Origin of the sequence: uncultured Microbacterium sp. (assembly GCF_913776565.1) — a bacterium.
In the GTDB taxonomy this organism is placed as follows: Bacteria; Actinomycetota; Actinomycetes; order Actinomycetales; family Microbacteriaceae; genus Microbacterium.
Genome location: NZ_CAJYPF010000156.1, coordinates 26,597 through 41,361 on the forward strand (window position 1 = coordinate 26,597; position 14,765 = coordinate 41,361).

A 14,765-nucleotide genomic window follows, 5' to 3' on the forward strand; every position below is an offset into this window, starting at 1 on the left:
TCAAACACACGGCACCTGAACGCGACCGCCCCTTGCGCCGATGCGGCGTCACGGGTGCATCACGACTGTCGCTCGAAAGCGCCCCGGCGGCGGAAAGAGGGGTTAGGCGATCCTAACTTTCTGCGTATGATGGCCGCATGAACGCCGTCGCCCCGTTCTCCACGGCTCTGCGCGAACGCTCCAGCGCGGCGCACTCCGCGCGCGAGTGCGACGGATTCATGACCGACCTGCTCACCGGGGCCGGCACACGCGAGGACTACATCGCCCTGATCGCGCAGCACTGGTTCCTCTACGCCGCGCTCGAAGAGGCGGCGATCCGCATGCGCACCGACCCGGTGGCATCCGTCTTCGTCCGAGATCACCACTCCCGACTCCCGGCCCTCGAGGCCGACCTCGCTTTTCTGCGGGGTCCCGACTGGCGCGAGCTGATCCATCCTCTGCCGACCACGCAGGCGTACGTCTCGCGCATCCGCCGGGTCGCGGCGACGTGGCCGGGCGGCTTCGTCGCGCACCACTACACGCGCTTCGTGGGCGACCTGTCCGGCGGACCCTCGATCGGGCGCCTGATGCAGCGCCGGTTCGGGTTCGAGACCAACGGCATCGGGTTCCTGCTCTTCGGCGACATCGCCGACCCCAAGGCCTTCAAGAGCATCTACCGCGAGCAGCTCGACGCCGCCCCGTGGGACGACGACGAGAAGGAGCGGGTCATCGCCGAGGTCCTCGTGGCCTACCGTTTCACCACTGAGCTGTTCGCCGATCTCACCCGCGCCAAGGCCGCGCGCGTCGCCTGAGGCTCACGCCTGCGCCGCATCCTGTCGCGCGAGCCAGGCCTGCTTCATGAAGCGGCGCACGTCCTCGTCGACGCGGATGTCGGCGGGCCGCAGCGGCCGCGTCAGGTACAGGCCGTCGAGCGAGGTCAGCCGGCTGAGTGCGACGTAGGTCTGCCCCGGGGCGAACGCCCCCGCCCCCAGGTCGACCACCGCGCGGTCGTAGGTCTTGCCCTGCGATTTGTGGATCGTCACGGCCCAGGCGAGACGCAGCGGGAACTGCGTGAACTCCGCGACGATCTCGCGCGAGAGGTTCTTGGTCCCCGGGTCGTAGGCGTAGCGATACCTCTCCCACACGGCCGGCTCGACGTCGTGGGCGATACCGTCCACCTCGACCCGCACGCTGTCGCCCGCGATGCGGGTGACGGTGCCGATCGTGCCGTTGACCCACCGCGGCGCCTCGCCGAACTGCGCGCTGTCGTTGCGCAGGAACATGACCTGCGCGCCCACCTTGAGGGTGAGCTCCATCTCGGCCGGGTAGTTCGCCTCTCCGCGACCGAAGTCCCCCGAGATCTCGGCGTTGGCGGTCTGCGTGCGGCCGACCAGCTCGTCGAGATGGCGGCGGTTGATGGTGTTGACCCGGTCGTTGCGCGTGGCCAGCGTGATGATCGGGTGCTCGCCGTCGGTGGGGTGCGGCGGCGTCCGCGCCCCCGCGGCGTTGAGCACGCCCGCCATCTCGGCCGTCACGCGTCCGTAGCGCACCGCGTTGAGCAGCTGCTTGAACCCGGGATCGGACTGCCGGTGGATCTCGACGAGCTCGTTCACGTGCAGATCGGCCCCGTGCCGACCGATGTCGATCAGCCCGTCGGCGGCTGCCTCGCCCGACCACACCTTCGCGTCGAAGAACCAGAACGAGCGGTAATGGTCGCGGATGTAGCGCATCTCGTCGCCGCGGGGCGGGACGGGGGCGAGCTGGTACGGGTCGCCGAACATGACGATCTGCGTCCCGCCGAACGGCTCGGCGCGCCGACCCCGCGCCTGGCGGAGCGAGCGATCGATGGCATCCATCAGATCGGCGTTGACCATCGAGATCTCGTCGATCACGAGGGTGTCGATGGCGTTCAGGATCTTGCGGGTGGCGTCGTTCTGATCGATGTCGCCGTTCGCGATCAGGCCGATCGGCAGGCGGAAGAGGGAGTGGATCGTCTGGCCCTCGACGTTGAGCGCCGCCACACCCGTCGGCGCGCAGACGGCGATCTGCTTCTTCGTGTTCCAGGCGAGGTGCTGCAGCAGGGTCGATTTACCGGTGCCGGCGCGGCCCGTGACGAAGACGTGCTCACGCGTGTCCTCGATCAGCCGGAACAGCGCCTGCTGCTCGGCGGAGAGGGGCGGCGTGGTCACCGGTTCATGCTAGTTCGCGCCGCCCGAGGGCGGCGGCCCCGTGTGGATCGGTGCTCTCGTCGACCGCCCTCTTCCATCACGTGGGAGCGGACCCGGATGCCGCGCCGACCGGGCCGCCCCTCGGCTCGGTGCGGTCGAGCAGCCAGCGCGCCTCGCCCGACAGCACGTCGCCGACGTGGCTGCGGAAGCGCGGGCACTGCGTGATGTCGTGCGAGCGGCAACGCAGCGCATGCTCGGTCATCGCACGCGCCTCGGCGATGTCGGCGGCGCGCCGGTCGAGCTCGGCGATGTGCTCCTCGAGCACCCGGTGCCGGTCGGGCGCCGCCTCGTCGAGCAGCACGCGGATCTGCTCGAGCGACATCCCCGCCGCCTTGTTGCGCAGGATGACCGCGACACGCACGACGTCGTCCTCCGCGAAGAGGCGTCGTCCGGCGCCGTCGCGCGCGGGGCGGAGCAGCCCCTCGTCCTCCCAGTACCGCAGCACGTGGGTGTCGAGGCCGAACCGTGCCGCGGCGTCTCCGATGGACTCACCGCTTGACTTCATGTCGACATGAAGTCACACCATGGACGCGAACACAAGCGGAAGGAGCTCATCATGTACGACGCGATCATCATCGGGGGCGGCCCGGCGGGCCTGCAGGCGGCCCTCACGCTGGGGCGCATGCACCGCAGCACCCTCGTGCTGGACTCGGGCGAGTACCGCAACGCCACCGTTCGCCACGCGCACAACCTGCTCACCAACGACGGACGCGATCCCGCCGAGCTGCGCCGGATCGCCCGCGCCGAGATCGCCGCGTACGAAACGGTCGAGATCCGGGATGCCGCCGCAACCGCCGTCTGGCGCACCGACGGCGCGCTGACGGTCGAGACCGCGGGCGGACGGCTCCGCGCCCACGCGGTGATCCTCGCCACCGGGGTCACCGACGACCTCCCGCCGATCCCCGGTCTCGCCGCGCACTGGGGCGACACGGTCGCCAACTGCCCCTTCTGCCACGGGCACGAGTTCGCCGGTCGCCCTGTCGCGGTCCTCAACGCCTCGCCGCACGCCGCCGTCCTCTCCCGGATGCTCGAGCCCGTGGCATCCGAGGTCCAGGTGATCGACCCGGCCTCCGTGCGCGAGGTCCTCGGCATCGAGGGCGGACTGCGCCTGCACCTGACCGACGGCTCCGCGCCCGAGGTCGCCGGGGCGTTCGTCGCGCCCACCTGGAGCGTGCGGGGCGCCTTCCTCGACGGTCTCGCCCTGCTGCGCCAGGACAGCGGGGCCCTGCGCACCGATGCATTCGGCCGCACGAGCGTCGAGGGCGTGTACGCGGTCGGCGACATCGCGCAGCCCGACCACCTTCCCGGCCCGTTGTTCTCGCTGGCCGCGGCCATCTCCGGCGGCCAGCTCGCCGCCGTCGCCGTGGTGCACTCGCTCGTCATGGACTGACGCGCGGGGGCACCGCACAGGTGCCGTTCCTAGACTGGGTCCGTGGACATTGCCGGCGGGGGCCCCGCGACGCCCAGGGGTGTCGGGGCCGCACGCGCGCGCGCCCTCGTGACCATCGCGCTGATCGGCGTCCTGCTGATCGCCGCGATCGGGGCGGGCGCGGCCTCGCTGTACCGCGAGTTCTACAGCCCCCGCGCCTTCGTGCTGCACTACCTCGAGCTGCTGCAGGATCGCCGCAGTGCCGAGGCCCTCGCCGTCCCCGGCGTCGCCGTGGACTCGGCGGAGCTCGAGGCCGCCGGCCTGCCCGCGACCGCCTCGGAGGCGCTGCTGCGACCCGAGTCCCTGACGACGCTCACGGATGCCGCGGTCACCGGGGAGCAGGTCGACGGCGACCGCACGCGCGTCACGGTGTCCTACCGCGCCGGGGACTACGCCGGCACCACCACCTTCGACGTGCAACCCGACACCACGGCCGGGCTGCTGCCGCGCTGGAGGTTCGCCCGCAGTCCGCTCGCGGTCGTGAAGCTCTCGGTCGAGGGCTCGATGCGTTTCGCCGTGAACGGCTTCGAGGTCGACAAGCGCCAGGTCTCGATCGACGGGGCGGATGCCGATCCCACCGCCGCGCTCCCCCTGCTGGTCTTCTCGCCCGGGCTGTACTCGGTCGCCGTCGACACCGCCATCTCGTCGACCCCCGGCGTCGCCGTCCTGGCCGATGCGCCGATGACCGGCATCCCGGTCGATGTGCAGGCCCAGCCCACGAGCGAGTTCGTCGGCGTCGTGCAGCAGCGGGTCGAGGAGTTCCTGAGCGCGTGCGCCGAACAGAAGGTGCTGCAGCCCACCGGCTGCCCCTTCGGCTTCACCGTGCGCAACCGCATCGACGACGCCCCCACCTGGTCGATCGTCGCTCAGCCGCAGGTCACCGTCGTCCCCGACGGGGCGGGGTGGCGCATCCCCGACGCCGCGGCGGTCGCGCACATCGACGTCGACATCCGTTCGATCTTCGACGGCACCGTGCGCACCGTCGAAGAGGATGTCGCCTTCACCGTCAACGGCCAGATCTCCGTCCTGCCCGACGGGTCGGCCTCCATCCTCATCGGCGGCTCGGCCGACTGACCCCTCACCGGCGGCGGGACGGGGCGCCGGGGGAGCAGGGTCAGCCGCGGCGCTCGGCCAGGCGGGCGTCGCGCGCGGCCAGGCGGGCGAGCTCCTCGTTGTACGCGTCCAGCTCGGCGTCTCCGACACGATCGACGTGGCGGTCGCGGCGCTTCTGCTGGCGCTCGTCGCTGCGGCTCCACTGGATCGCGACCGCGATCGCGAGGATCAGGGTCGGGATCTCACCCACCGACCACGCGACACCTCCGCCGACATACTGGTCCTGCAGCGGAGTCGCTCCCCACGTGCGCCCCATCGCCCCGAACCACTCCGCCACCATCAGGCCGGAGTTCATCATGATCGCGATGCCGAAGAACGCGTGCATCGCCATGATCGCGATGAGCACGAGCAGACGCAGCGGATACGGCAGCCGGTACGGGACGGGGTCGATGCCGATGAGGCTCAGCACGAACAGGTACCCCGTGACGAGGAAGTGCGCGACCATCCAGATGTGGCCGACGTGGTCGTACAGCGACCAGCGGAAGAGGTCGGTGTAGTAGAACGCCCACAGCGAGCCGATGAACAGCCCGGCCGCGACGTAGGGGTTGGTCAGCACCTTGGCGACCGGGTTGTGCACGGCCCAGAGGATCCACTCGCGACCGCCGCGAGTGCCGTCGTCGCGCTTGCGGATCGCGCGGGCCGCGAGCGACACCGGAGCCCCCGCCACCAGCATGAGCGGGATCGCCATCGACAGCAGCATGTGACCGATCATGTGCATGCTGAACAGGTAGTCCTGGTACACGTTGATCGGACCGGACGTCACCCAGAACACCCCGAACAGACCCAGGGCCCACAGGACCGTGCGGTAGATCGGCCACGAGTCGCCGCGACGCAGCAGGCGCCAGACACCCGCGAGGTAGAAGAACAGGGCGAAGGCGACCACGAGGGTCCACAGCAGGTCGACGTCCCACGCGGTGAACCAGCGTTCGGGGGTGAGGTCGAGGGGCAGCGGCGAGCCCGTCAGCACTTCGGCCGGCGTGCGACCGACCAGCGGCGCCTCGACCGGAGGAGGTGTACGGGCCAGGGCCGCGGCGACGCCGCTGGCGATGCCCATGAAGACCAGCTCGAGCGAGATGACACCCCAGAAGCGACGCGAGCCGGTTTCGTCACCCATGCGCGAGATGAGACGTCGGCGATACCAGGCGCCGAGCACGCCCATCGCGATCAGGGCAGCCACCTTGACCAGGACGAGCACGCCGTAGGCCGACCAGATGTTCTGCAGCCCGAGCAGGCCGATCGAGGCGCGCACGGTGCCCGACACGGCGACCACGATGAACGCCACCAGCGCGATCGACGAGTAGCGCAGCAGCGTCTTCTGCAGGTCGGTCCGCGACATGGCGGGGCGTACGACGACGAGCAGGATGAGCCCGCCGAGCCACACCGCCGCGGCGATGATGTGCAGCACGAGAGAGGTGACGGCGGCGTTGTGGCTCGCCTCGTCGCCCGCGTGCCCCTGGGTGCCCATCGGGACGAGCGCCGCGAGAGCGAGGATCGCCACGATCAGGGTGGGCACCCACGAGCGCACGGCGAAGGTCAGCACGGTCAGCACCGCTCCGGCGATCGTGGTGATCAGCCACGCGGGCCCGACCTCGCTCTCGACCAGGAACCGCCCGAGCTGCTGGCCGAAGACCGCGTCGAGGGTGGGAGAGGCGGGGATCACGTTCAGGAACGTGAGGAATCCCGTCACACCCGCCGAGACGGTGAAGATCGCCGCGCCGATGGATGCCGTGTCCAGGGCGATCTCGAACGGTCGCTCCCCCGCGCGCAGCGCGAAGAGCGCGAGAACGAGCGATCCGACCATGGTCGCCGCCGACAGGTTGACCACCACCGTGGCGATCGGCAGCCCCCAGCGCACGAACGGCCCGGGGTCGGCGAGCTGCGCTTCGGCCGCGCCCCCGCCGTACGCGAGCCCCGCGACGACGGCGATCAGCGAGACCACGATCAGGATGACGGGTCCCGCGACGCGCAGGAGTCGGGGATTCACCCCTCCAGCCTACGTCGCACGCGCATGGCAGAGGGGGGATGCCGATGGCATCCCCCCTCTGAAGACTCGCGGTCGAATTACTTGACGGCGGCCTTGAGCTTCGAGCCCGCGGTGACCTTGACGCGCTTGCCGGCGGGGATGGAGATCTCCTCACCCGTCTGCGGGTTGCGGCCGGTGCGAGCCGAGGTCGCGACCTGCTCGAAGGCGATCCAGCCGGGGATCGAAACCTTGCTGCCCTTGGCGACCGCCTCGGAGACGGTGGAGAAGAGGGAGTCGAGCACGCCCGACACGGCGGACTGGCTCTGCCCGGTCGCGCTGGCGATGCTCGCGACGAGCTCGGTCTTGGTGATGGACTTGTCGGCCATGTGGTTGTCCTCCAGGCGACGGCGCGCGTCGCCTCTCGTTACGCGGACGAGGAGGAATTCTCCTCGGTGGTCGGGAGACCGCCTCGACAGTATCAACCGAACCGCGGAATTACGCGGATTCTGACCGATTTGGTCCGTTTCTGCGCGGCGTGTCGCGTCGGTGACGACCCCCGGAGGCGGCCTCTCCCTCCCGAGAGCGCCGTGGCTCTCGCGTCGCGCACCGTTCGACCCGCGGTGAGCACACGACGCGTGCCCTCACCCGGGTGAAGAAGAGGGCGAGGCGCGCATTAGAATGACCGCCACCACGTATCCTCACCCGACGGACGAGGAGCTCCCGGCACGAACGGAGACCCGTCATGACTTCGGCCCTGGACATCTCCGAGGTGGGGGGAGACCTCCGTGCCGCGGCGGCGCGGACGGCGGCCCGACTCTCACCCGGTAACGGCCTTCCCCCCGCTCGCGACCTCGCCCTGCTCGCGGAGTGCGAACCGCTGAGTCCGCCGGCGCTGTGGACCGACGACGCGGCCGGCATCCTCGCCGCCCAGCTGACCGCCCGTGCACGCCAGGACGCCCTCACCCTCGGGTCGGGACTCGTCGACCGCTTCTTCGACGACGTCCGCCTCACCCGCCCCGCCTCCCTGTCGGCGGGCGCTCGCTCGCTGCTGTACTCCAGCGTCTCCGAGTACACCTGCAGCCTCGCGCTCGCCGACGTCGCGGCGCGGTTCGCGGACGAGGCCCTGCTGTTCGCCGATACTCCCGGGCTGACATATCGCGCGCTGGCAGCGGGCGCTTTCGCGGCGGGTCTGGACGGCGATGTCGACAAGACCGAACGCCTGCTGCAGGACGCCGACGAGCTGTACCGCGCGCAGGGGTGGCCGTCGACAGAGCGCATGCTCGTCACCTTCTTCGCGCGCATCACCGTCGCCGCCGCACGCGCGGACGCGGACGCGTTGGAACAGATCGCGGCCGATCTGCGCGCGACGCAGCCCGGTGACGCCTTCTGGGACTTCACGGCCGGGATGGCCGACGTGATCGCGCGCCTCTTCCGCGGCGACATCGCCGGCGCCCTCGCCGGCAGCGCGCACCTGCTGCACAGCAGCGGCATCCACAGCAGCTGGAGAGGGTGCCGACTGCATGTCGTCTGCATGCACGCCGACCTGCTCGTCGCCAGCGGACAACTCGAAGAGGCGCTGGCGCTGCTCGCGCCGTGGCAGAGTCCCGAGGGGCACGGGGTCTGCTTCCCGACGCACCGGGCGACCGTTCTGCTGCACCTGCGTCGCGATCGCGAGCTCATCGCCGACACCGACCTCTGCGCCGCGGACGAAGCGGGGCACAACCCGCGTACCCTCGGCCCCCTGCTGGTTCGCCGCGCCCTCGCGTTCCAGCGTCTGGGGGCGCACCGACGCGCGCTGAGGTGCATGGAGGCGGTCGTGCTGCTGACGGAACGCATCGGCGCGTCCGCCGTCCCCTTCCTCTCGCTGCCGCTCGACGAGCTGCGGTTCCTCTTCGACGCCGTCGCGGCGGAGCGCGCGTCGGCCCGCCCGGTCGTCGACGAGCTGCTGACCCTGCTCGAGAACGCCGTCCCGGCGACCGCGGACGGGACGGAGAACACGTGGGCCGCCGGGCTCACGCCGACCGAGCGCACTCTCGCGTCCGCGTTGGCGACCCCCTCGAGCCTCGCCGAGATCGCCCGAGACCGAGGCGTCTCGCTGAACACGGTCAGGAGTCAGGTGCGCTCCATCTACGTCAAGCTCGGCGTGAACGGGCGGGCCGAGGCGGTCCAGAGGCTCACCTCCTCATCGATGACCGATCGATGACCCCCTGGCCGCGGCCCCCCGGGGACGACCAGGCCCCGTCCCCGATCGTTCACCTGCGTGCGGCCGGGGCGAAGGGACGCCGCGAGCCCGCGGACACCACCCCGGATGCCGTCCCCTCACCGCCGATCGGAGCCACGCTGCGGGCCGCGGCCGCCGCCACGTCCGCGCGGCTCGTCCCCGGACGGGGCGTGCCGCTCGCTCGTCACCTGACGCTGCTCGCCGAGTGCCTCCCGCCGACCGCGCCGCGCGTCTGGACGGACGCCGAGGCGCTGACTGCAGCGGCGTGCTTCTCGGCCCGAGCGCGACGGGATGCCCTGTCGGACGGCGCCGACCTCGTTCGCCGCGCCTTCGACGGCGTGCGCCTGCGCCGTCCGGCCCAGCTGTCCTCGGCCGCACGGTCGCAGCTGTACGCCGGGGCGGGCGAGTACTGCACCGCCGCCGGCCGACCGCAGATGGGTGCACGCTTCGGCGCCGAGGCGCTGCTCTTCGCCGATACGCCCGCTCTGCGCTACCGCGCCCTCTCGGTCATGGCCCTCGGCCGAGCGCTCAACGGCGAGATCCGCGCAGCGCAGGCCAGCATCGACGAGGCGCTGACGCTGTTCCGCGACAACGGGTGGGACGCATCCGAGGTCGCCTACGCCGAGATGACCGCGAGAGGCACGATCGCGGTCATCCGCATGGACGCCGCGGGGCTGAAGGGCGTCGCCGATCAGCTGCGCGCGGTCCATCACGACGACGCGTATGCCCTCTTCACCGCCGACGCGCTCGAGGTCGGCGCGATGATGTTCACGCACGATTTCGCGGCCGCCCTCGCCGCGGGGCGCAATCTGCTGCTCAGCGGACGTCGTCGCAGCAGTCACCGCATGCTGCGGTACTTCGTCGTGTCGGTGATGTCCGATCTCATGGTCGCTCACGGCGATCACCTGGGCGCTCTCGATCTGCTGCGTCCCTACGACAGCCCCGAGGGACACGGCGCGTGCTTCGCGATGCAGCGCTCGGCGGCTCTGCTCGCCCTCGGGCGCGAGCAGGAGCTCCTCGACGGCACGGAGGGCTGCGTGTCGGCCGACCTCGATCACTGCCTGCGCACACTGGTACCCGTGCTCGCGCGACGGGCGATCGCCCTGCTCCGCACGGGCAACGAGCGGTCGGCGCGAGAGAGCATGCGCACCGCTCTCTTGCTCGTCGCCCGCAACGGGATGTCGGCGGCGCCCTTCCTCATGCTGCCCGGTGAAGAAGCCGGAGCGCTCGTCGACGACGCGCTCCGCTCGCATCCCGAGTTGGCCGGACCCCTCGCTCCCGTGCTGCGGCAGCTGCATCTCGTCACGGTGAGCGACGTACGGGGGGATTCCCCGGTCGCGCTGACGCCGACGGAGCACGAACTGGTGCAGCTGCTGCGTCGCGGGCGGACCAATGACGAGATCGCGCGCGCACGAGGCGTGTCACCGAACACGGTCAAGAGCCAACTGCGATCGATCTACCGCAAGCTGGGGGTCGCCACGCGCGCCGAGGTGATCGGGCGGCTCGACGGGACGGACGACTGACGGACGACGAAGGGCGGGGGCTCCTCTCGGAAACCCCGCCCTTCGAACGGGTGTCTGGTGCTTACCAGCTCGACTTGGTCACACCGGGCAGCTCGCCACGGTGGGCCATGTCACGGAAGCGGACGCGCGAGACGCCGAACTTCGTGAGGACACCACGGGGGCGGCCGTCGATGACGTCGCGGCTGCGCACGCGCGCGGGCGACGCGTTGCGGGGGAGCTTCTGCAGGCCCACGCGGGCGGCCTCGCGGGCCTCGTCGGTCGCGTTGGGGTCGACCAGGGTCTTCTTCAGCTCGGCGCGCTTCGCGGCGTAGCGCTCGACGACGACCTTGCGCTGCTCGTTGCGCGCGATCTTGCTCTTCTTAGCCATGTGCTTAGCGCTCCTCTCGGAAGTCGACGTGCTTGCGGACCACGGGGTCGTACTTCTTGAGCACGATGCGGTCGGGGTTGTTGCGGCGGTTCTTGCGCGTCACGTAGGTGTACCCCGTGCCGGCGGTCGAACGCAGCTTGATGATCGGACGGACGTCCTGAGCCTTCTTCGCCATTACAGCTTCACGCCCTTCGCCTGCAGGTCACGCACGACGGACTCGATGCCGCGAGCGTCGATGACCTTGATGCCCTTCGCCGAAACGTTGAGCTTGATGTTGCGACCCAGCGACGGAACGAAGTAGGTCTTCTTCTGCACGTTCGGGTCGAAGCGGCGCTTCGTCCGGCGGTGCGAGTGCGAGATGTTGTGACCGAAGCCGGGAACCGCTCCAGTCACCTGGCACACTGCTGCCATGGTGATGTCTCCTTCTGTACCGTGACACCGGACGGTGCCACCCAAGATCCCTTGTCTGCACCCCGTCCGAGCGCGACCGAAGGCCGTGATCAGGGTGTGGGATGCGAACTGCGTGCTGGAGTGCGCGCAGACAAGGGGTCAGTCTAGCACGGGCGGCGTGTCGGCTTGACGGGCCGCCGCTTCGGCGGCCCCGCGTCCCCATCGGAACGGCGAGACCGTGGCATCCCCCTCGATCCAGAACCGCCAGGGGAACGCCGAGGTCCCGGCGATGCCCGCGACACCCACGCGCGGGCCGGTCGCCACCCCCGCGGCCGGCGTCTCCGGCAGCAGCAGCCGGGCTCGCGCCCCCGCCCGCTCCGCGCCGGCGACGGCGTCGATACCGTCGTGGACGGGATGGCGCAGACCCACCGCATCACCCAGGCGGCCCGGGCCCCGGGCGATCTCCCGGCGCGAACGCACCACCCCGCCGCGCGCGAGGCGGCGCCGCTGGGCGATGTCCGCGCCCTCGACCACCTCGGCCCCGCGCAGCAGCACACCCCCCGCGACCCCCTCGGGCCCGCAGACGACGTTGACGCACGAGTGGATGCCGTGGCTCAGGTACACGTACAGATGACCGGGTTCGCCCCACATCGTCGCGTTGCGCGCGGTCGGTCCCATGCGGGCATGCGACGCCGGGTCGGGTCGATCGCCGGTGCCGAGCCCGTGGTACGCCTCGACCTCGGTGAGGCGGACGACCACGCGCTCCCCCGCGACGACCGTCTCGAGCAGCCCACCCAGCAGCAGGGGGGCGGCCTCGACGGGCAGCAGCGACAGGTCCGCGCGGGTCGCCGGTCGCATCACTGCGGGGGGACCTGGCACCACGACAGGTCGAAACCCTGCAGCGCCGTGACCTCGCGACCCGTGTCGATCTCGACCAGGTGCGTGAGCAGGCGCTCCGGCAGCGGCAGCTGATACCGGTCGAAGGGGTTGTCGACGGCGCGCGGCGCGACCAGCACCGCCGCGTAGCGGCCGCTCGGCGAGACGCACGTCTGCAGCGCGGTGTCCGAGCCCGGAACCTCGAGAAGGGGGCGCACCGCCCCCGCCGTGTCGACGTGGGCGATCGTCGTCGAACGCGACACCCCGTCGGTGCTGATGTCGGCGAACGAGCGGATGGTTCCCGCGCCCGCCCCCGGCACCGGGGTCGCCCGGCCGGCAAGCCCCGGCGGGTCCACGGGAGTGACGAGCCCCGTCTCCGACCCGTCGGTCAGGTCGATCTCGCGAATGCCCTCCAGTCGTTCGACGATCGCGACCGAGGAGCCGCGCGCGATCCCGTCGATCGAGACGGCGCTTCCCAGTGGGGCCGCGTTGCCGCCCTGCGCATCGGTGAGCAGCAGACGGGAGTCGAACGTCAGCACGAGCATGCTGTCGGTGTCGGGGACGAAGCGGTAGTCCGCGATGCGCACGTCGCCGCCGTTCAGGCCCACCTCGGTGGGCGGCGCGTCGTCGGCCGCCGACGCCGTGAACAGGCGACTCTCGCGGCCTCCCGCGGCGCTCAGGTCGGCATCCGAGAAGGTGAAGCCGATGCGTTCCCCGCGATCCGCCGACTGCAGGTTGGTGACGTACCCCGGCCCCGGCAGGGCGATGTCACGCTGGTTGCCGCCGTCGGGATCGGTCACGATCACGCGCGCGGTGTCGCCGTCGCGCACCGAGATGACCAGGTGGTTCGCCGTCGCCCGGAAGTCCTCGATGTGCGGGTGGACGAACACCGGCAGTCCCGCCTCCCCCTGCAGGTCGGTGCGGAAGATCGTGTCGCCCTCAGGGGTGCCGCGCTGCATGAGATAGGCCTGCAGGGGTGGCGTGCGGAACGTCTCGGTGAGCGTCGACGACGGCCCCGCGCCCAGACCGCTCACCCCGTCGATCGTGATGCGGTAATCGGTGTCGTCGCGCAGCGGCAGGGTGAAGCGCACGCCGACGCTCCGGCCCGCCGTGTCGACCGTGAACGGCGTCGCCGGGTCGACCTCGACCTGCGCGGGATCCACGCTCTGGAGCGACTGGGTCGTGGTGAGGATCACGCGGGATCCGGATGCCGCGATCGCGGCCGCGGGGTCGACCTGCACGTCCGTGACGCGCGGTCCCTGCGCGACGGCGACGACGCCGCCGAGACCGCCGACGACCACGAGCGCCACGAGCACCGCCGCGAACGCGACCGCGAAGCCGCGACCGCGCCGCTTGCGTGCGCGCGAGCGGCGGGAGTCAGTACTCATAGGGGTCCGCCGGTTCGTCGATCGCCGCCACCTGCTCCGCCTGCACCTCGAGCTTGCCGTCGCCGCTGGAACGCACGGTTCCGGTGACGGTGACCCATTGGCCGGTCGAGGGGGTGCTCCCCGAGGCGGCGATGGGCAGTCGCGCGGTCTGCGCGTCGATGACGCAGTGCGTGATGACCAGGCGCGTGAGGTCGAAGCTCGCACCGTCGCCGCCGGGCGTGATGAAGCCGGTCAGGGTGACGGGTTTGCCGTCGAAGGTCTCGGGGTTGGTGGCGTGGGCGAACACCGCCGACCAGTCGCCGATGCCGAACTGCGAGGTGTCGCCGGAGGCGGCCAGGGTCACCACGTCGCTGCCCGCGAACAGCGGCGGTGCGCCCACGTCGCGCGAGACGGCGAGCTCGGTCGACAGCGATGCCGCCGGGGTCAACAGCACGGCGATGACCGCGCCCGAAGCGATCACCCCGCCCGTGAACGCGGCGATGCCGCCGGGGGTGAGCCGCGGTCGGGCCGCGAGGTGCTCGTGCGCGGCGCGATCGTGCGCGTCGAGGGGGTCGGAATGCTCGTGGTCGGCGTGCGCGAACGCCTCGCGCCGCGCCGAGGCGGCGGCCGGGGCGTGGCCGTGCTCGTGGTCGTGTCCGTGGTCGGCCTCGGCGCCCAGGGGGAGCGCGAATGACGCGATCGCGCCGATCAGCGCGACGATCGACATGCCCACGGCGAACCACGCCGAGTCCGGGTTGATGTACAGCGACATGCGGCCCGTCAGCCACAGCGTGACCGTGGTGATCGACAGGCAGGCGGTCAGGCCCACACCGAGCCAGCGGGTCGCCAGTGCTCCGGTCCTAGACAAGCAGATTCACCACCGTTCCCAGGGCGAAGGCGAACAGCACCACCACGACCGTCATGCCCGCGAGCACCCGCGTGGTGAAGGTGGTGCGCAGCAGCGCCATCATCTTCAGGTCGACGATCGGGCCGACGACGAGGAACGCCACGATCGAACCCGGCGTGAAGGTCGACGCGAACGACAGCGCGAAGAACGCGTCGACGTTCGAACACAGCGACACCACGATCGCGAGCACCATCATCGCCGCGATCGACAGGGCGGGGTCCGATCCGATCGCCAGCAGGGCGCTGCGCGGTACGAGCACCTGCACCGCCCCCGCGAGCAGCGAGCCGATGATGAGCGCCGGCATGACCGAGCGCAGCTCCACCACGAACTGCGCGAGGGTGCGCCGCCCGCGGTCGCCGCGCTCCTGCACGACGATCTCGCACGTCTCGAGGAAGCGCTCGG

General features: G+C 71.2%; 16 protein-coding genes. 5 read left to right on the forward strand and 11 right to left on the reverse strand.

Annotated elements, in window-relative coordinates; genetic code table 11:
• Positions 1 to 137: 137 nt before the first annotated feature.
• Positions 138 to 791, forward strand: coding sequence for a heme oxygenase (biliverdin-producing) (locus QZ433_RS08560; protein WP_295781963.1), 654 nt, complete (start codon positions 138 to 140; stop codon positions 789 to 791).
• Between the two features lie 3 nt (positions 792 to 794).
• On the opposite strand, the gene QZ433_RS08565 is transcribed toward QZ433_RS08560, so the two are convergent.
• Together QZ433_RS08565 and QZ433_RS08570 are read right to left on the reverse strand one after the other, a co-directional pair.
• Positions 795 to 2,168, reverse strand: a complete 1,374-nt coding sequence (locus QZ433_RS08565) for an AAA family ATPase (RefSeq protein ID WP_295781965.1) — start codon at positions 2,166 to 2,168, stop codon at positions 795 to 797.
• Positions 2,169 to 2,244: 76 nt separating this feature from the next.
• Positions 2,245 to 2,712, reverse strand: a complete 468-nt coding sequence (locus QZ433_RS08570) for a MerR family transcriptional regulator (protein ID WP_295781967.1) — start codon at positions 2,710 to 2,712, stop codon at positions 2,245 to 2,247.
• 51 nt (positions 2,713 to 2,763) lie between these two features.
• Between QZ433_RS08570 and QZ433_RS08575 the strand changes: the two genes are divergently transcribed.
• Positions 2,764 to 3,597 (forward strand): NAD(P)/FAD-dependent oxidoreductase, encoded by an 834-nt coding sequence (locus tag QZ433_RS08575; RefSeq protein WP_295781970.1) that lies wholly within the window; start codon positions 2,764 to 2,766, stop codon positions 3,595 to 3,597.
• Between the two features lie 42 nt (positions 3,598 to 3,639).
• Complete coding sequence (locus QZ433_RS08580; protein ID WP_295781972.1) at positions 3,640 to 4,710, forward strand: hypothetical protein; 1,071 nt, start codon at positions 3,640 to 3,642, stop codon at positions 4,708 to 4,710.
• A 40-nt stretch (positions 4,711 to 4,750) separates the two neighbouring features.
• Here the strand turns inward: QZ433_RS08580 and QZ433_RS08585 are convergent, their stop codons facing one another.
• Positions 4,751 to 6,733 carry a cytochrome c oxidase assembly protein gene (locus QZ433_RS08585; RefSeq protein WP_295781974.1) on the reverse strand — a complete coding sequence of 661 codons (1,983 nt, stop codon included), beginning with the start codon at positions 6,731 to 6,733 and terminating at the stop codon, positions 4,751 to 4,753.
• 77 nt (positions 6,734 to 6,810) lie between these two features.
• Positions 6,811 to 7,098 carry an HU family DNA-binding protein gene (locus QZ433_RS08590; RefSeq protein WP_013584778.1) on the reverse strand — a complete coding sequence of 96 codons (288 nt, stop codon included), beginning with the start codon at positions 7,096 to 7,098 and terminating at the stop codon, positions 6,811 to 6,813.
• A gap of 356 nt (positions 7,099 to 7,454) precedes the next feature.
• Here QZ433_RS08590 and QZ433_RS08595 point away from each other — a divergent pair, with 356 nt between their 5' ends.
• Together QZ433_RS08595 and QZ433_RS08600 are read left to right on the forward strand one after the other, a co-directional pair.
• Positions 7,455 to 8,915, forward strand: coding sequence for a LuxR C-terminal-related transcriptional regulator (locus QZ433_RS08595; RefSeq protein ID WP_295781987.1), 1,461 nt, complete (start codon positions 7,455 to 7,457; stop codon positions 8,913 to 8,915).
• Entirely contained in the window at positions 8,912 to 10,456 is a 1,545-nt protein-coding gene (locus QZ433_RS08600) for a LuxR family transcriptional regulator (RefSeq protein WP_295781989.1), read from the forward strand. Before QZ433_RS08595 ends, QZ433_RS08600 begins: the two co-directional genes overlap by 4 nt.
• 61 nt (positions 10,457 to 10,517) lie before the next feature.
• Here QZ433_RS08600 and rpsN read toward each other — a convergent pair whose 3' ends face one another.
• The 7 genes from rpsN to QZ433_RS08635 form a co-directional block, all read right to left on the reverse strand.
• Positions 10,518 to 10,823, reverse strand: coding sequence for a 30S ribosomal protein S14 (rpsN, locus tag QZ433_RS08605; RefSeq protein WP_022878196.1), 306 nt, complete (start codon positions 10,821 to 10,823; stop codon positions 10,518 to 10,520).
• A gap of 4 nt (positions 10,824 to 10,827) precedes the next feature.
• Entirely contained in the window at positions 10,828 to 10,998 is a 171-nt protein-coding gene (gene rpmG, locus QZ433_RS08610; RefSeq protein ID WP_013584775.1) for a 50S ribosomal protein L33, read from the reverse strand.
• Complete coding sequence (gene rpmB / locus QZ433_RS08615; RefSeq protein WP_055832508.1) at positions 10,998 to 11,234, reverse strand: 50S ribosomal protein L28; 237 nt, start codon at positions 11,232 to 11,234, stop codon at positions 10,998 to 11,000. The genes rpmG and rpmB overlap by 1 nt, the downstream gene beginning before the upstream one ends.
• A 138-nt stretch (positions 11,235 to 11,372) precedes the next feature.
• Positions 11,373 to 12,071 carry a DNA-3-methyladenine glycosylase gene (locus QZ433_RS08620; RefSeq protein WP_295781996.1) on the reverse strand — a complete coding sequence of 233 codons (699 nt, stop codon included), beginning with the start codon at positions 12,069 to 12,071 and terminating at the stop codon, positions 11,373 to 11,375.
• Positions 12,071 to 13,477, reverse strand: coding sequence for a hypothetical protein (locus QZ433_RS08625; protein ID WP_295781998.1), 1,407 nt, complete (start codon positions 13,475 to 13,477; stop codon positions 12,071 to 12,073). The genes QZ433_RS08620 and QZ433_RS08625 overlap by 1 nt, the downstream gene beginning before the upstream one ends.
• Positions 13,467 to 14,324: a TIGR03943 family protein gene (locus QZ433_RS08630; RefSeq protein ID WP_295782000.1), complete on the reverse strand. Its 858-nt coding sequence runs from the start codon at positions 14,322 to 14,324 to the stop codon at positions 13,467 to 13,469. Before QZ433_RS08630 ends, QZ433_RS08625 begins: the two co-directional genes overlap by 11 nt.
• On the reverse strand, positions 14,317 to 14,765 hold a 449-nt coding region (locus tag QZ433_RS08635), incomplete at its 5' end, for a permease (RefSeq protein WP_295782005.1). The genes QZ433_RS08635 and QZ433_RS08630, both read right to left, overlap by 8 nt.